This window comes from Kribbella sp. NPDC051137 (genome assembly GCF_040682535.1).
In the GTDB taxonomy this organism is placed as follows: Bacteria; Actinomycetota; Actinomycetes; order Propionibacteriales; family Kribbellaceae; genus Kribbella; species Kribbella karoonensis.
In genome coordinates, this window is sequence record NZ_JBFBBI010000011.1 from 19281 (window position 1) to 36374 (window position 17094).

Here is a 17094-nt window from a genome sequence, read left to right on the forward strand (position 1 = left end):
GATCACGCGGGCGCCCAGGTGCGACGCAGGGCTTGGAGGTCCTCGTGCCGGCGACCCGCGGGCCGCGGACAGGCCGCCGGTGTCCGACTGAGGCGTGGCGCGGACGCCGGATGCAGTACCCCGTCGTACTGCGTGTAGAGCTCGCGAGCCCGATTGTGCGGATGTTCCGCCGCCTCGTCGAAGGTCAGGACCGGTGTGACGCACGCGTCCGTACCCTCGTACACCTGGGCCCACTCCTCGCGGGTCCGCAGCGCCAACGCGGCGGCGATCAACTGCCGGAGTTCCGGCCACTGCTCGCGATCGTTCTGCTCGGGCCAGCCGGTCGTGTCGACGCCCAGTCGTTTGACGAACTCCCGGTAGAACTCCGGCTCCAGCGCGCCGACCGCGACGTATCCGCCGTCGCGGCACCGGTAGACCTCGTAGAAGGGTGCGCCGGAGTCGATGTAGTTGGTCCCGGCAACATCACTGAACAGGTCGGCCGCCCGCAGTCCTTGCAACCGGGCCGTCAACAGCGCGACCCCGTCGACCATCGCCGCGTCAACGACCTGCCCATACCCGGAACGAGCGGTCTCGAACAGCGCCGCGACGACGCCGAACGCCGCCATCGTGCCGCCGCCCGCGTAGTCGCCGAGCAGGTTGATGGGCGGCCGTGGCACTTCGCCCTGCCGCGCCATCGCATGCAGCGCGCCGGCCTGCGCGACGTAGTTGATGTCGTGCCCCGCCTGATGTGCCAGCGCACCACTCTGGCCGTACCCGCTCAGCCGCGCGTAGACGATCCGTGGATTCCGGTCCAGCACCACCTCCGGCCCGAGACCGAGGCGCTCCACCACGCCTGGGCGGTACCCCTCGACGAACACATCGGCAGTTGCCAGTACGTCGAGCAGCGCCTCGACGCTGTCCGGGTCCTTGAGGTCGAGTGCCACGCTGCCGACACCGCGGTTCACCACGTCGGTCTCCTCGCGGAGACCGACGGTCTGGCTCAAGGCCCGCCGCGGACGGTTGTCCGGCCGCAACACCCGCACGACCTCGGCCCCCATGTCCGACAGCAGCATCGAAAGGAACGGAACCGGCCCCATTCCCGCCAGCACCACCACACGAACCCCGCTCAGTGGTCCCGTCATGTCAGAACTCGATCACGGCTTTGCCGCGGGTCCGCTTGTCGAACTCGGTGTACGCCGTCGATGAAGAGCCGTGCGTAGTCCATAACACTACTGTACAAAATATATAATGCACGTCAAGCTACCAAGTCCTTGACGCCACCCCCGATAGTCAATCATTCTCATATATTATATATTTACTGAATGTTGTGGAGGTCGAGGACGCGATGCCGGACAAACCGCTGCGCGACATCAGGATCATGGAGCTCGGCGGCTACATCGCCGGCCCGTACGCGACGTCCCTGCTGTGTGCGCTGGGTGCCGACGTGGTGAAGGTCGAGAAGCCCGAGGCCGGCGACGACTTCCGGCGCTCGCAGAACGACCGAAGTCCGTACTTCATCCAGTACAACGCCGGCAAACGGAGCCTGGCCGTCGATCTCAAGCAGCCGGACGGGGTGCGCCTGGTCAAGCACCTGGTGCCGAGGTTCGACGTCGTCCTGGAGAACCTGCGCCCGGGGAAGCTCGCCGCGCTCGGTCTCGGCCCGGAGGAATGTCTCGCGCTCAAGCCCGACCTGGTCTACACCTCCCTCACCGGCTTCGGCGAAGGCGGACCGCTGGCCGGACGTCCGGCGTACGACACCATCGGGCAGGCCTTCGGCGGCACGTACTCGCTGCTCGCGGACGAGGGCGCTCCCCAGCTGTCCGGCGTTATCCTCGGGGATGTCGTGACCGCGATCAGCACCGCGCTCGGAGTCATGGCCGCGCTGGTGGCTCGCGACACCAGCCGTCAAGGTCAGTATCTGCAGACCTCCATCATGGAGGCGATCAGTACGGTGACGATCGACAACTTCACGCAGTACTTCGAGGACGGGCATCGCGACCCCAGCCGGCAGAGCCGTCATCCGCAGGCGCAGAACTTCTGCGTCCGGACGGCGAGTGGCGAGTACCTGGCCGTGCACCTGTCGTCGTCGCAGAAGTTCTGGCAAGGGTTCGCCCGCGCGATCGGCCGGCCCGAGCTGATCGACGACCCGCGATTCACGACATACAACCTGCGGACCGCGCACTACGCCGAACTGGTGCCGATCGTCGAACCCGAATTCCTCCGGCGAACCTTCCAGGAGTGGGACAAGATCCTCACCGATCACGACGTGCCGTTCGCGCCGGTACTGACCATCGGCGGGTACGCCGACCACCCGCAGACCCAGTGGCACGAGCTGATCGAGCCGGAGAGTGACGGCCTGTCGCTGATGCGCCCGCCGTGGCGCTTCAACGGCCGCCGCCCGGTCCGCGAAGCCAAGGCCCCGCGCGTCGGCGAGCACAGCCGAGAGGTCGCCACCGAGGTGTACGACGAGTCCCGGGTCGCGGAACTGGTTGCCGCGGGCATCTTGTTCACCGATTCGTGATCCCCCTACGCTGTCCAGCTTGCGAGTACGTCGTCCACCGGGATCGGGGCCTGCATCGGTGCGGGCACCCGGCCCGGTGTGCGGGAGAAGCGCGGCGCTACCCCGGACTGCGGTACGCCGTTCCGAACGACGATGGTCTCGCGATCGAGCAGGTAGCGGTTCTGGGCGGCCTCGGTCCAGGACAGGACCGGGGTCGTGCAGGCGTCGAGTTGCTCGAAGACTGCTGCCCACTCGTCGCGGGTCCTGGTCGCGAACGCCTTCTCGAAGGTCTCGGCGAGCACCGGGAAGCTTGCCGGGTCACGCTGCGGGGGCAGGTCGGCCGCGTCCAGTTCCAGGCCGGTCAGGAGGTCCGCGTAGAACTGCGGCTCGATCGCGCAGACCGCCATGAACTTGCCGTCACCGCACCGATAGGTCCGGTACCAGGGCGAGCCGCCGTCGATGAAGTTCGCCGCGCGAGCGTCGGTCCACAGGTCCTGGGCCAGCCACGACCAGATCTTCTGCGACAGCAACGTCACGCCGTCGACCATCGCCGCGTCGACCACTTGTCCCTTGCCCGTCCGGGCGACGTTCCAGGACGCCGCGAGGACGCCGGCCAGGAGGAGCATTGATCCGCCGCCGTAATCGCCGATCAGGTTCAACGGAGGCGGCGGGCACTCGTCCGCCGGTCCGAGCGCATGCAACGCACCGATCAGCGACATGTAGTTCATGTCGTGCCCGGCCCGGCTCGCCATCGCCCCGGTCTGGCCCCAGCCGGTTGCTCGCGCGTAGACCAGCCGGGGGTTGATCGCGAGCAGGTCGTCCGGGCCCACCCCGAGGCGCTCGGCGACGCCCGGCCGGTATCCCTCCAGCAGCACGTCGGCCTGCGTGATCAGCTTCCGCAGGATCTCCAGGCCCTCGACAGTCTTGAGGTCGGCATCGACACGGCGGCGGCCGCGCAGCATCGGATCGGACGCGTCCGGCCGGCCGAGCTGGCTGCCGCCCGGCCGATCGATGCGGACCACGTCGGCGCCGAGATCCGCGAGGATCATCGCCGCGTGCGGTCCAGGGCCTACGGCGCCCAGCTCGACCACCCGCAGCCCGGCGAGCGGCCCGGCTCCTTCATCTGTCACGTCATCGTCTCCGTTCAGCTACTGCGGAAGGTGGCGGCGAGACCCTGCCCGCCACCGATGCACATGGTTGCCAGGGCGCTGTCGCCACCACGCCGCCGCAGTTCGTGAAGCATCGTGGTGACCATCCGGACACCGGTCGCGCCGATCGGATGGCCGAGCGAGATGCCCGATCCGTTCACATTCAGCCGGTCGTGATCACGCCAGCTCCAGCCTTCGAGCACCGCCAGCACCTGCACGGCGAACGCTTCGTTGAGCTCCACCAGATCCTGATCGTCGAGGAGCTTGGCAGCCGTGATGCCTTGGCGGGCCGCGACCTTCTCCACTGCGGGCACGGGACCGATGCCCATCCGTGCGGGATCGCATCCGGCCGCGGCCCAGCGGTCCAGGAAGCCGAGCGGCTCGAGGTCGCCGAGCGCCTCTTCAGCGACGACAAGACAGGCGGCGGCCGCGTCGTTCTGCTGACTCGCGTTCCCCGCGGTGACCGTGCCGTCGGGCATCAGTGTCCGCAGTCGCGCCAGCGTTTCCGGTGTACTGTCCGGGCGGACACCTTCGTCACGGTCGATGATCACCGGGTCGCCACGCCGCTGCGGGACCTGGACGGGTACGACCTCGTCGGCGAACCGCCCCGCGTCCCAGGCCGCTGCGGCGCGCTGATGGCTGCGGGCGGCATACGCGTCGGCGGCCGCGCGCGTGATGCCGTACTCCCGGGCCAGGTTCTCCGCGGTCTCCACCATCCCCGAGATGTGCCCGAAGCGAGCCTCCGGCTGTGACCGTTCGCGTCCGCGATCGAGCCGGTCGTACAGCGACACCGTGCCCGAGCGGGCTCCCCAACGCGTCGTGGTCGAGTAGTACTCGATCCGGCTCATCGACTCGACGCCACCGGCCAGTACGACGTCCGCCGCGCCGGTCTGCACCATCATCGCGGCGGTGATCAGCGCCTGCAGCCCTCCCCCGCACCGCCGGTCCAGCTGCATCCCGGGCACCTCGACCGGAAGGCCCGCGTGCAGCGCCACCCACCGGCCGACGCACGGTACTTCGGAATTCGCGTAGGACTGGGCGAAGACCACGTCGTCGATCCGCGCCGGATCCACGCCGGACGAGTCCACGACCTGGCGGACGACAGTCGCGGCCAGATCCTCCACGGGGACGTCGCGGAGCCCGCCGCCGAACCCGCCGACCGGCGTACGGAGTGGACTGACGATCGCTGCGCGTCTCATGACTGCTCCTCGATGGTTACGCGGCACTTGACCGCGGGGTCGCCGGGGCCGGTGATCTCCGCGGTGACGACGCCGTCCGACTCCGTCGCGTGCAGGCGCGCGAGCTGCCCGCAGTACAGCGGACTCAGGCTCCGGTGGGTGATCCGCCGGACGGCCCGGCCCGCGGTCAGTTGGACGAGCGCCAGGCTCATCAGCGGACCGTGCACCAGGAGCCCCGGCAGCTTCTCGATCTGCTGTGCGTAGGCGAGGTCGTAGTGGATGCGATGCGCGTTCGCCGTGAGCGCGCTGAACCGCAGCAGGACGGACGGGTCGGTCCGCAGCTCGGCACTCCCGTTGCCGAGCGCAACGAACGGCCTGCCGACCACCGGCAACGGTCCGCTCGGCGCACCGGCCGGGCCCGGCCGTGGATCGGTGTAGACGACGTCCTGCCGCTCTCGAAGCAGCACCTGGCCGTCCTTCGCCACCACGGTCTCGAAGGACGCCAGTACGAACTCGCCCGACCGCCCCGACTTCGTCGTCACCTCGCCGACCTCGGTACTGACGGTGACCCGATCGCCGATCCGCACCGGATCGTCGGCGAACCACACCTGTCCCCCGGCAAACATCCGTCGTACGGCGGTGACCCCGGCCAACGCATCGGGACGCAGCGGGTGCCCGTCCGCGCCGGTGCCCGCCGGATCGGCCCACCGCGGCAGCGCCGCCCAGTGCCACAGCGGCGGTAGCGGATCGCCGACCCGCAACGGCGTACCGTCCGGATCGAGCAGGAGTTGCAATCCGCGGACCCGTTCCAGGTCGACCTCACATGAAGCGGCCACCGGTGACCTCCAGGACGGTGCCGGTCAGGTACGACGACAGGTCGGACGCGAGGAACAACGCCACCGACGCGACCTCGGCCGGTTCGCCCGCGCGCAGCATCGGGATCTCGCTCAGCTTCTGGTCCCAGACCTTCTGCGGCATCGCCTCGGTCATCGCGGAACGGATCAGGCCGGGCTGGATCGCGTTCACCCGGACACCGAGGTACGCGACCTCCTTCGCCGCGGCCTTGGTCAGACCCACGATCCCGGCCTTTGCCGCGGAATAGTTCGTCTGCCCCGCCACCCCGACCTTCCCGGACAGCGACGAGATGTTCACGATCGATCCCCGCCGCTGTTCGCGCATCACCGCCGCCGCGGCCCGGGTGCCGTGCCAGCAACCCTTCAGATGGACGGCGATCACCTGGTCGAAGTCGTCCTCCGACATCCTCCGCATGGTCGCGTCCCTCGTGATGCCGGCGTTGTTGACCATCACGTCGAGGGCGCCGTACCGATCGGTGGCCGTCGCGATCATCCGCTCGACGTCGTCGGCCCGGGTCACGTCGCTGACCACCGTCGTGACGTCGTCACCACCGCCCAGCTCCGCGTGTGCGGCCTCGAGCGCGGCCTTGTCCAGGTCGGCGATCACCACGCGGGCACCCTCGCGGCGGAACGCGGTCGCGATCGCCAGACCGATTCCGCGAGCACCCCCGGTGACCACCGCGGCGCGGTTGCCGAGCAGGCTCATCGTTGCGTCCCCTTCGCCCGGGCCACCAGTTGCGCGGCGATCACGTTGCGCTGGATCTCGTTGGTGCCCTCGCCGAGAATCATCAGCGGGGCGTCGCGGAAGAACCGCTCCACGTCGTACTCCTTGGAGAACCCGTACCCGCCGTGCACCCGCATGGCGTCGATCGCGATCTCCATCGCGGTCTCGGACGCGAACAGCTTCGCCATCCCGGCCTCGACGTCGGCACGTAGTCCTTCGTCGAGCCGGCGGGCAGCGTCGGCGGTCAGCAGCCGGGCCGCATGCAGCTTGGTGGCCATGTCGGCCAGGTAGTTGCCGATCGACTGGTGCTTCCAGATCGGCTTGCCGAACGACTCCCGCACCTGTGCGTACTCCAGCGCGGCGTCGAGAGCGGCCTGCCCGACCCCGAGAGCGCGCGACGCGACCTGGATCCGGCCGACCTCCAGTCCGCGCATCATGTGCTTCCAGCCCAGGTTCGGTACGCCTCCCAGCACCGCCGACATCGGCACGTGAACGTCCTCGAACACCACCTCGCACGCCTCGACACCCTTGTAACCGAGCTTCGGGATGTCCTTCGAGATCTGCACCTGGTCGTCGTTCTCGACCAGGATCACGCTCATTCCCTGGTGCGACGGCTCGGCGTCCGGATCGGTGATACACAACAAGCCGATGAGGCCGGACCGGCGCGCGTTCGAGATCCAGGTCTTCGTGCCGTTCACGACGTACGACGAACCGTCGGATGTCGCGACCGTGCGCATCGCCTGCAGGTCGCTGCCGCCGCCGGGCTCGGTCAGTGCCATTGTGGCGCGCAGCTCCCCGCTCGCCATCCGCGGCAGGTGCGTCGTCTTCTGCTCGTCCGTGCCGAACGTCCGGATCAGGTACGTGATCACCGAGTGGCCTCCCATCGCGCCGGCCAGACTCATCCAGCCGCGGGCGAGTTCCTCGGTGACCCGGGCGAAGCATTCCGTGGAGACGTCGATACCGCCGTACTCGGTGGGAATCAGGAGTCCGTAGACCCCCATCTCCTTCATCTCCGCGATCCACTGCTCCGGGTACTCGTCAGCCGCCTCCAGCTCGCGGACGTGACCGCGCACCTTCTTGTCGACGAACGCCGCCACCAGGTCGACGATCTCGCGTTCGTCGTCGCTCAGTCCGCTCACTGTTCCAGTTCCTCTCACTCGAAGCTCGGCGTACGGCGTTCGCGGTGCGACGCGAGCCCTTCGCGCACATCGGGTCCGCCGAAGCCGTAGAACTCCAGCGCCAGCGACGCGTCGAAGATGGACCCGGCGACCTGCCGGTACCAGTTGTTCAGCGACTGCTTCGTCCACCGCAGCGCTCCGGTCGCCCCCAGGGCCAGCTCGGTCGCGACCTCGCGGGCCGTCGTCAGCAGCTCGTCCTCGTCCACGCAGAGCGAGACCAGACCGATCTGCTCGGCCTCCTCGCCGCTCAGCGGGCGGCAGGTCATCAGGTAGTACTTCGCCTTCGCCATCCCGCACAGCAGCGGCCAGCAGATCGCGGCATGATCGCCCGCGGCCACGCCGAGCCGGGTGTGCCCGTCGATGATGTTGGCGGTCCGGCTGACCACCGAGATGTCGGCCAGCATGCCCGCGACGAGTCCGGCGCCGACGGCCGGGCCGTGGATCGCGGACACGATCGGCTTGGCGCAGTCGATCACGTTGTAGACCAGGTCGCGCGCCTCGACCATCGTCCGGGTCCGGGCGTCGTAGTCGTCGATCAGCCGCTGCACCAGATCGAACGATCCGCCGGCCGAGAACGCCCGGCCCTCGCCCCGGATCAGGACCGCGCGGACGGCCGGGTCGGCGTCGAACTCACGCCAGATCGCGGCCAGCTCGCCGTGCGCGGCCTCGGACACCTGGTTCATCGGCGGGGTGTCGAACACGAGCTCCACCACACCGTTGCTGTCGGGGCCGTCGACGCGGAGGTTCGGAAAGCGGTCATATCGGGACATCTGGAGTACTCCGTTCAGTCGAGCACGGACTCGCCGGCGCGGACCCGGCGGACCAGTTCGCGGCCGACGATGAGTTTCTGAATCTCGCTGGTGCCCTCGTAGAGCCGCAGCAGCCGGGCGTCGCGGTAGATGCGTTCGACAGGCATCTCGCGCATGTACCCACTGCCGCCGTGCACCTGGACCGCCAGATCCGCGACCCGGCCCGCCATCTCCGTACAGAACAGCTTGGTTGCCGACGGCGCCAATCGCCGGTCCTCCCCGGACAGGTACCGGCGGGCGGTCTCCCGAACCATCGCCTTACCCGCCATCACCAGCGACTTCTGCTCGGCGAGCATCGCCTGCACGAGTTGCTGGTCCCCGATGGGTACGCCGCCCTGCCGGTTGTCCGCGGCGTACCGGACCGACTCCTCCAGCGCCCGTTCGGCCAGCCCGACGGCGAGCGCGGAGATGTGCACCCGGCCGCGGGCCAGGACCGACATCGCCGCGCGGAACCCGGTGTCGACGTCGCCGCTGATCAACGCGTCGTCGCCGACCCGGACGTCGGTGAAGGTCAGCTCGGACGTCGACGCGCCCTCCTGGCCCATCTTCTTGTCCTTTGGTCCGACGGCGAGTCCCGGCGTACCGGCGGGCACCAGGAAGACCGCGATCCGCGGCTTCTTGCCCTCGTCCGGCATGACCTTGGCGAACACCACGAACAGCCCGGCCAGCGGCGCGTTGGTGATGAACCGTTTGTTGCCGTTGATCACCCAGCCGCCGTCCACCTTGCGCGCGGTCGACCGCATCCCGGACGGATCCGACCCGGCCTCCGGCTCGGTCAGCGCGAACGACGCGACGCAGTCGCCGGACGCCAGCTTCGGCAGCCAGGTCTGCTTCTGCTCTTCGGTGCCGTAGCCGACGAGGACCTGTCCGGCGATCCCGTTGTTCGTGCCGAACAACGACCGGAAGGACAGCGCGGTGTACCCGAACACGAACGCCAGCTCGACGTCCTGCGCGATGTGCAGCCCGAGCCCGCCGTACTCCGCCGGGATCGCGTACCCGAACAGTCCCATCCCCGCCGCCGTACGCCGCAGGTCGTCCGGGATCGCGTCGGTGTCGGCGATCTCCCGCTCGCGCGGCACGACGTCCTTCAGGACAAACGTCCGGACCTGCTCGACGACCTCCGCGAACGTCTCGTCGTCCACCGTGCTCATGATGCTCCTCCACCGGCGCGTCCGAGGAACACGCCGTTCCGGTCGTAGTTGCGCAGCGGTACGGCGTCCGCACCGGTGACCTCGGGCAGCAACGCCACCTCGGGATGTACGGCGAGCTCCCAGCCGCACCTGGACCTGGCGAATTCGATGCCTGCGGCAACATCGCCGTACTCCGGTGTCACGTGGGTCAGGACGAGCTCGCCGTCGCGCTTGGTCAGGACACCGGCATCGGTCACGACCGTCCGCACCCGATCGCCGGGACTGGTGACGTACGAGCACCGGTCGACGAAGCGCCGCGGGCTCATCGTCGTGACCACCAGCGTTTCGTCGGCGTTCGTGATCACGTCGTTCCCGCCGCCCGAGCCGACCAGGTACGGTCCACCCTCGATGCGGGTCGTGTTGATGTTGCCGTGCCGGTCGAGTTCGGCCGCGCCGACGCAGGCGATCGCGCACGACCCCGGACCGTTCACCAGGACGCCGAGGATCTGCTCGGTGTCCATCAGCATCCGGGCGGTCGGGAAGTTGTGGAAGCTGAAGATCATCGGGTCCGCGTCGACCGGGCTGTAGTCCCACAGCCCCAGCTCGGCCGCGAGAACGACCGGCATTCCCTGGTCGTGGGCCCTCGCCACGCCGGCCCACGCGGCGAGGTTGGCCAGGCCTGCCCCGGCCAGTACCGTGTCGGCGCCGAGGTCGCGGATCCGGTCGACCAGCTGGCCGGCGGCCCATACCGCGGCACGTTCACCCACGGTCGTCGCGGGCGCGGGATCGATAGCCGGCTGCTCCGGGCGCCGGCCGCCCGCGGCCGCGGACAGCGCCCGGAGGCGGGTGCGGCCCAGCTTGGCCAGGTACTCGTCCTGGGTCGCGGGACCGAGAATCCACTCCTTGATCCAGTCGTCGAAGTCCGCGCGGCGACTCGCTTCACGTACTTCGATCCAGTACTCGCGGTCCTCGTCGTACCCGTCCACCGGGAGGCCACCCGGGTACACCCCGCCGGGATGCGCGCCGTACGGACACTCCACGACCGCAAGGACCCGGTGTGCCGGCACACGGACCAGACCGGCCCACGGGCGCAGGTCGTCGACGACCTTCTCGACTGTCGCCAGCACCCCGCGCCGGGCCGCGAACGCCGCCACGGATCCCTCGAACATCGGCGGCGCGATCGCGAGGTTGCCGAGCCGATCGGCGACCGCGGAGTGCAGGATCGCGACGTCCGGCACCAGTGGCTCCACCAGCGAGACCCGGCCGAACGCGGTGTCGACCTCGTCGTAGGCGTCCTGCGCGGCCATCGACGAGCCGCGGACCGACGTGGTGACCGCCGCGGGCATGCCGGTCGCCGCGGCGCGGAGCCGCTGGATGTACGTCAGGAACGACCAGTTCTCCACCTCGACCGCGCCGGATTCGTACGCCTGCTGGAAGACCGGATTCGGCGTGAAGGTCGGGAACGAGTCGCCCGAGTACACGGTGACCACCTTGCGCACACAGCCGGCCCGGAACAGCACCGCACCGAGCGACGACAGGCTGGCCATCTGCAGCGTGAACCCCGACGGTTGCTGCCAGTGCTGCCGTACCACCTCACGCAGCAACGCGCTCCAGCGGCTGTGGCCCAGGACGACGTTGAGCGCGTCCCCGGGACGGACGTGCCGCTCGACCGCCTCCGTGAGGGAGCAGAACTCCACAGCCACCGGTCCTCACCTCTCCTGGGGTATCGAGGAATAATATATAATATTCCCGTCGATCCGGGAAGAGGCCTCCCCTCGCGCGACCAGGACGTCGAGGTGCGCCGCCGCCTCCAGCACGGCCAGCGTCGAGTTGAAGGCGTCCAGCTCAGCGAGCGAGCGACTCCGCGAGGTCCACGGCATGTCGGCGGCGATCTCGTACGCCGTTCGGCCCCGGAGGTTTAGGAGGCCGGCACACAGCGACAACCGCTGCCGGTGATGTTCGAGCAGTTCGTCGACGCGCTCGTGCAAGCTACCGCCGGTCGACCCGTGAGCCGGAAGCAACTGGAGGTCCGGCAACCTTCGTACCTTTGCCAACGACCGGAGGTAGTCGCCGAGCGGAAGGTCCGCGGCCACGGGTTCGAACCCCACCGACGGGGTGATGTGCGGCAGCACGTGATCGCCGGCGAACAGCACCCCGTGCCGGGCATCCGCGAACACCACGTGCCCCTGGGTGTGGCCGGGGGTCGCGATCACTTCGAGTTCCCGCTCCCCCACCACGACCGTCTCGCGGTCCTCCAGCCAGACGTCGGGATCCGACCAGATGCTCAGATCCCGTACTTCGTTGCGCATCCACTCCCGCCACGCCGCAAGGAGTGGCTCCGCACCGGCGCGCTCCAGCCCACGCAACTGGGGCCGGCCGGGCTCCTGCTCCCGGATCAAGACGAGCGACTCACGCTCGCCGGCGCCGAGGCCGACCTGTGCGCCCAGCCGATCCCGCAGGACGACGGCTTGGGTGAAATGGTCGCGATGCACGTGCGTCACGAGGAAGCGGCGGATGTCACCCAGGCCGTAGCCGATCGACTTGAGGGCGATCGTCAGCTCACGTTCGGAGATCTCGAGAGCCCAGCCGCCGTCGATCAGGCACAGACCGTCCGTCTCCTCGATGACGTACACGTTGACGGCTCGGAGGCCGTCGAGCGGCAACGGCAACGGGACCCGATGGACGCCGGGAACAACCTCGCACGCACCCGGCTCCCACCAGCCGGCCGTCATCGTCCCGCCGGCGACCACCGGGCGGCCGGCGCCATGAAGGTCGCGCCGAACGGCTGGACCATGTAGTCCGGCAGCACCATCTCTCCCGACATCAGCATCCGCTTCACCTCGGCCCGGAAGCCTTCGAGGCTGCCGCGGAGCTCGTACAACGCCAGATGACCGAGGTCCGGCACCTCCACGCCCGGGAGCGGCTTGGTCGCGCCCATCCGGAAGCGCTGGGCGCGCAGCATCCCGGGGGCCGACATCACCTGCGGAATATGCTCTTCGTCGTACCACTTCTCGAACGTGGACTCGTCGGTGGTGTGCCGGCTCCACGCGAAGAACAGGTGCCGCTCGTCCAGCCCGTCCGGGTCCCAGGCGTTTCCGTGAAACTCGTCGCTCACCGGCTGCAGGAACAACGCCTTGAACGGCTGGACCATGAAGTCCGGCAGGACCATCGCGCCGGACATCAGCATCTGCTTGACCTCCTCACGGAAGTCCGTCGGCTCACGGTCCAGCTCGTACAACGCCAGGTGACCGAGATCAATCGGCAGCACGCCGGGGAGCGGTTTCGTCTCGGACAGCACGAACCGCTGTGCGCCGACCATCCCGGTGGTGTCCATCACCTGCGGGATGTGCTCCTCGTCGTACCACCGGTCGAAGGTCGCACGGTCGCTCGTGTACGTCGAGTAGGCCAGGAACAGGTGGCGGTTCGAGGTCATCGGAAGAAGCCTTTCTGGGGGGTCAGCTGTTCAGATAGGTGACGGCCTGGTCCGGATCGCCGCGGCTGGTCCGGAAGCTGTTCGCGGGGTGGTCGGGATCCGGGTAGCCGAAGCTGATCGCGCACACGACCTGCCGGTCGTCGGGCAGTTCGAGAAAGGCGCGGACGTGGCCGGAGTACATCGCGATCGCGGCCTGCGGGATCGTTGCGATGCCCAGGCTGGTCGCGGCGTTCATGACGTTGGCGACGTACGCGCCGCAGTCGATCGCACCGTAGGTCGCCTGGTCGCGGTCCGTGGTGACGACGGCGACATGCGGTGCGCCGAAGAACTCGTAGTTGCGCAGGTGCTGCGCGGCGCGGGCGTCCAGGTTCTCGCGATCGACACCGAGGCTGGCGTAGAGCTGGAATCCGGCCTGGCGGCGGCGGTCGCGGTAGACGCCGACGTACCGCTCGGGCCTGGCCAGGTCGGAAGCGGGCTGGTGGTCCCGGACGTGGTCGACGAGGCTCGCGGCGAAGCGCTTCGTCGCCGCACCGGTCAAGAAATACGTACGCCAGGGCTGGGTGTTGCACCAGGAGGCGGTCCGCTGCGCGGTCGCGAAGATCTGGTGGATCAGTCCCTCAGGCAACTCTTGATCGAGATAGGCGCGGCAACTCCAGCGGGACCGCATGATCTCGTCGAACGCCGCCGCAGTACTCATCGGGCAGCTCCCTGGTCGTCGAGTCCCGGGCCGAGCACGATCTGCTTCAACTCGGTGAACTCGTGAATGCCTTCGGCCCCGCCTTCGCGCCCCCAACCGGAGCCCTTCCGGCCTCCCCACGGCGCTGTCACATCCGGTCCGAAGGCATTCACGCCGACCGATCCCGTGACGATCCGGCTCGCACACTCGAGACCGGCCGCCCGGTCGCGCGTGTAGACCGAGGCGGCGAGGCCGTACGTCGTGTCGTTCGCGAGCGCGATGCCGTCGTCGAGGTCGTCGTACGTCATGACCGCGGTGATCGGTCCGAAGACCTCGTTCCTGGCCAGGTACGAGTCCCGGCGGACGTTCCCGACGATGGTCGGTTCGAAGTACCAGCCGGCGTCGAGGCCGGGCGGTCTGCGCCCACCGACGAGAACCTCGCCGCCCTCGTCGATGGCCTGCGCGAGGAAGCGTTCGGTCCGGTCGTACGCCGCTGCGTTGGCGAGCGGACCGAGGTGCGTCTCCGGATCGAGCGGATCACCGACGATCAGCCGGCTCCACGCGGCACGCAATGCCTCGACGGTCTCGTCGTACCGGCTCTGCGGAACGAGAATCCTGGTCAGCAGGGCGCACACCTGGCCGGTGCCGCTGGTGGCGCCCGGAGTCAGCGAGCGCAGGGCATGGTCGAGGTCCGCGTCGGGCAGGATCAGCGCGGCCGATTTGCCGCCGAGCTCGAGGTGCGTGCGGGCGAACCGCGGCGCGGTGGCACTGATGATGTCCTGCGCGGCGCGCTGTCCGCCGGTGAGCGACACGAGGTCGACACGCTCGTCGGCCGTCATCACCCGACCGAGTTCGGCGTCTCCGCACAGGATCGAGAGCGTGCCGGGCGGCAGCGCGGCCTCTTCGGCGCACTCGGCAACGATTCTGAGGACGAGTTGCGACTCGGGCGCCGCCTTGACGACGACCGGGCAGCCGGCCAGTAGAGCGGGAATGATCTTCGTCGCGAGGGTGACGAGCGGGCCGTTGTACGCCATCACGCCGACCACCACTCCGACCGGTTCCCGCCGTACCAGGACGTCGCCCATCGGGCCTTTGTGCCACTGGTCGGCAAGCGCTTCCTCGGCTACTGCCAGCGAGGCGCTCCAAGCGCCGGCAGCGCCGAACTTGTGCAAGGTCCTGCTGTACCGGACGGCCATTCCGGCCTCCGCCGCCCACAGCCGGCCAAGCTCGGGGAGTCGCGCTTCGAGCAGTTCGCACATCCGGCGAACGAAGGCAACACGATCCGCTACCGAGGTGCGGGCCCAGTACCGCAAGCCATGTTCGTGCGCGGTCCCGACGGCGGCGGTCGCCTGCGTGGCGCTCGGCAGCGAAACCTCCGCGATCGGCCGCCCTGTCGACGGCGAAAGGATCGCCTGTCGCCCGCCCTGGCCGCCGACCCAGCTCCCCCCGAGAAAGATCTTGTCGAGGTGGGACACGACGACCCCGGCGACCTCGGCCTTCGTCATCTCGTCTCCTCCGCCTGGCTACCTGTCAACATATTTTATACTACACGTCTCAACGCGTCGGTGGTCGCACGCCGTGATCCCGAGCAGCTCCAGCACGTACATGGCCTGCGCCGCGACAGCGCGCGGCGCAAGGCAGCGCGCCGCCAAGACCTCAGACGCGACGTTCGTGACCGGCCCACAACTGCTCGCGCAGCTGGACCTTGTTGATCTTGCCGGTCGCACCCTTGGGCAACTCGTCGACGAGGATCACCCGCTTGGGCACCTTGTAGCCGCCGAGCCGCTCACGACAGAACGCAACGACGGAATCCGCCGTCACATCGCTCCCGGGCACCGCCGAGACGATCGCGGTGATCGCTTCACCCCAGCGCGGATCCGGAGCGCCGAGCACAGCGACCTCACGGACGCCTGGCATCGTGGACACCACGTTCTCGATCTCCCGCGGATAGACGTTGAATCCACCGGTGATGATCATGTCCTTGCGCCGGTCGAGAATGAACAGGTACCCGTTCTCGTCGACGTACCCGACGTCGCCGGTGTAGCACCAGCCGTCCTGGAAGGTCTCCGCGGTCGCCTCGTCGTTACGCCAGTACCCCGGCCCGACATGGGCACCGCGGGTCGCGATCTCGCCGGTCTCCCCCGGTGGCACCGGCCGGCGTTCCGCGTCCACGATCGTGAGCTCGACATACTCCGTGGGCCGCCCGGCCGACGCCAGGCGCGGCAGTCCCCGATCGTTGAGGTCGGCAACATGATCCTCGGGCGCCAAGGCGGCGATCGGCATCTGCGCCTCGCTGGCGCCGTACAGCTGCTGCATCGCCGTGCCGAAGTACTCGCGGGCCTTCGCGGCGCGATCGGGCTGGATCGCGGAGCCGGCGTACGGGACGATCTTGACGTTGCCGACCCGCCCGGTCGGCGCGCCGCGGCGTTCGAGCTCCTCGAGCAGCATCGTGATCATCGTCGGCACCAGCGGGAGGACGGTGATCTCCCCCGACGACGCCTGGTCGGCGACCCGGGCCGCGTCGAAGCCGGGCTCGAGGATGTTCAGACCGCCCACCGCCGCGACCGCCTCACCGATTCCACCGCTGAAGTGGCTGATCGGCGCGGTGTGTACGGCGACGTCGCCGGAACCCATCGACGGCAGCTCGTGCAGAATGCCGCGAACGCGCGCGCCCGCGTTGCCGTGGGTAAGCTGCACGCCCTTGGGCAGACCCGTCGACCCGGACGTGTACAGGATCGCCGCCAGATCGTCCCCGGCCGGGAGCGGCGCCTCCTCGTCCTTGCCGGCGGCAAGCAGCTCCTCGAACGGGATCAGGTCCCGCAGTGCCGAGCCGGTTCCGATCGCGACCACCCGCGAGGGCGTCCACGCCTGCCCGTTGGCCTGGAGCCAGTCGGCGTCGGCGAACACCAGCGCCGGATCCGCGTCGGTCGCTATCTGCTGCAACTCGGCCGGATGCAGCCGGGGCAGCAGCGCGACGCGGACGAATCCACCGATCGCCACCGCGCGTTCGATCAGCGCCCATTCGGTGCTGTTGTTCGAGACGATGACGACCCGGTCGCCCTTGCCGAGGCCCAGCCCGCGCAGCGCCGAGGCGAGCCGCCGTACCCGTTCACCGAGCTCGGCATAGGTGTACGTCGTCAACGCGTCGCGGACGGCCGGGCGGCCGGGGAAGGTCTCGAAGCCGGCCGCGTACATCCGGCCCAGTGGTACGACGTCACGCATGATCAACCGACCCGGGACGCGGGCCAGTCACGCGCCGGGGAACGCCAGGCCGGCCAGTTGTCCTCCGGCGCCGGACGGGTCACCGACAGGTGCGTGAAGCAGTCCTGACACTTCACGACCATCCGTGGTCCGAGGTAGTTCGCGACCGGGTAGCGCGCCACGTTCCGGCTCCCGCAGGACGGGCATTCCGCGTTGACCGGGGTGCGCTCGACATGCACGCGTTCGGTTTCCGGCCGCGGGAAGAGCAGACGATCGACAGACAT

At 69.0% G+C, this 17094-nt stretch carries 16 protein-coding genes; 1 reads left to right on the forward strand and 15 read right to left on the reverse strand.

From position 1 onward, the window contains the following. Positions 1-2: 2 nt before the first annotated feature. Positions 3-1121 (reverse strand): CaiB/BaiF CoA-transferase family protein, encoded by a 1119-nt coding sequence (locus tag AB0M51_RS41980; protein WP_363754503.1) that lies wholly within the window; start codon positions 1119-1121, stop codon positions 3-5. 185 nt (positions 1122-1306) lie between these two features. Between AB0M51_RS41980 and AB0M51_RS41985 the strand changes: the two genes are divergently transcribed. After that, a complete protein-coding gene (locus AB0M51_RS41985) occupies positions 1307-2500 on the forward strand; it encodes a CaiB/BaiF CoA-transferase family protein (RefSeq protein WP_363754505.1) in 1194 nt (397 codons plus the stop codon). Positions 2501-2505: 5 nt separating this feature from the next. Here the strand turns inward: AB0M51_RS41985 and AB0M51_RS41990 are convergent, their stop codons facing one another. From AB0M51_RS41990 to AB0M51_RS42055, 14 genes are all read right to left on the reverse strand, one after another. Continuing rightward, a complete protein-coding gene (locus AB0M51_RS41990) occupies positions 2506-3609 on the reverse strand; it encodes a CaiB/BaiF CoA-transferase family protein (protein ID WP_363754507.1) in 1104 nt (367 codons plus the stop codon). Positions 3610-3623: 14 nt separating this feature from the next. After that, the gene (locus AB0M51_RS41995; protein WP_363754509.1) at positions 3624-4826 is read right to left on the reverse strand and encodes an acetyl-CoA C-acetyltransferase; all 1203 of its coding nucleotides are present in this window, start codon (positions 4824-4826) and stop codon (positions 3624-3626) included. After that, positions 4823-5641, reverse strand: a complete 819-nt coding sequence (locus tag AB0M51_RS42000; RefSeq protein ID WP_363754511.1) for a MaoC family dehydratase N-terminal domain-containing protein — start codon at positions 5639-5641, stop codon at positions 4823-4825. Before AB0M51_RS42000 ends, AB0M51_RS41995 begins: the two co-directional genes overlap by 4 nt. Next, the gene (gene fabG, locus AB0M51_RS42005) at positions 5625-6365 is read right to left on the reverse strand and encodes a 3-oxoacyl-ACP reductase FabG (protein WP_363754513.1); all 741 of its coding nucleotides are present in this window, start codon (positions 6363-6365) and stop codon (positions 5625-5627) included. Before fabG ends, AB0M51_RS42000 begins: the two co-directional genes overlap by 17 nt. Then, the gene (locus AB0M51_RS42010) at positions 6362-7522 is read right to left on the reverse strand and encodes an acyl-CoA dehydrogenase family protein (RefSeq protein ID WP_363754515.1); all 1161 of its coding nucleotides are present in this window, start codon (positions 7520-7522) and stop codon (positions 6362-6364) included. The genes fabG and AB0M51_RS42010 overlap by 4 nt, the downstream gene beginning before the upstream one ends. A gap of 14 nt (positions 7523-7536) precedes the next feature. Further along, positions 7537-8331: an enoyl-CoA hydratase/isomerase family protein gene (locus tag AB0M51_RS42015; protein WP_363754517.1), complete on the reverse strand. Its 795-nt coding sequence runs from the start codon at positions 8329-8331 to the stop codon at positions 7537-7539. A 14-nt stretch (positions 8332-8345) separates the two neighbouring features. Further along, positions 8346-9521, reverse strand: coding sequence for an acyl-CoA dehydrogenase family protein (locus AB0M51_RS42020; protein WP_363754519.1), 1176 nt, complete (start codon positions 9519-9521; stop codon positions 8346-8348). Then, entirely contained in the window at positions 9518-11203 is a 1686-nt protein-coding gene (locus tag AB0M51_RS42025; protein ID WP_363754521.1) for a CoA-transferase, read from the reverse strand. Before AB0M51_RS42025 ends, AB0M51_RS42020 begins: the two co-directional genes overlap by 4 nt. A 6-nt stretch (positions 11204-11209) precedes the next feature. After that, the gene (locus tag AB0M51_RS42030) at positions 11210-12232 is read right to left on the reverse strand and encodes an MBL fold metallo-hydrolase (RefSeq protein ID WP_363754523.1); all 1023 of its coding nucleotides are present in this window, start codon (positions 12230-12232) and stop codon (positions 11210-11212) included. Next, positions 12229-12933, reverse strand: a complete 705-nt coding sequence (locus AB0M51_RS42035) for a hypothetical protein (protein WP_363754525.1) — start codon at positions 12931-12933, stop codon at positions 12229-12231. The genes AB0M51_RS42030 and AB0M51_RS42035 overlap by 4 nt, the downstream gene beginning before the upstream one ends. 22 nt (positions 12934-12955) lie before the next feature. Beyond that, positions 12956-13630, reverse strand: a complete 675-nt coding sequence (locus tag AB0M51_RS42040) for a nitroreductase (RefSeq protein WP_363754527.1) — start codon at positions 13628-13630, stop codon at positions 12956-12958. After that, the gene (locus AB0M51_RS42045) at positions 13627-15114 is read right to left on the reverse strand and encodes an aldehyde dehydrogenase family protein (protein ID WP_363754529.1); all 1488 of its coding nucleotides are present in this window, start codon (positions 15112-15114) and stop codon (positions 13627-13629) included. Before AB0M51_RS42045 ends, AB0M51_RS42040 begins: the two co-directional genes overlap by 4 nt. 151 nt (positions 15115-15265) lie before the next feature. Beyond that, entirely contained in the window at positions 15266-16831 is a 1566-nt protein-coding gene (locus AB0M51_RS42050; protein WP_363754531.1) for an AMP-binding protein, read from the reverse strand. Positions 16832-16833: 2 nt separating this feature from the next. After that, positions 16834-17094, reverse strand: coding sequence for a hypothetical protein (locus tag AB0M51_RS42055; protein ID WP_363754533.1), 261 nt, complete (start codon positions 17092-17094; stop codon positions 16834-16836).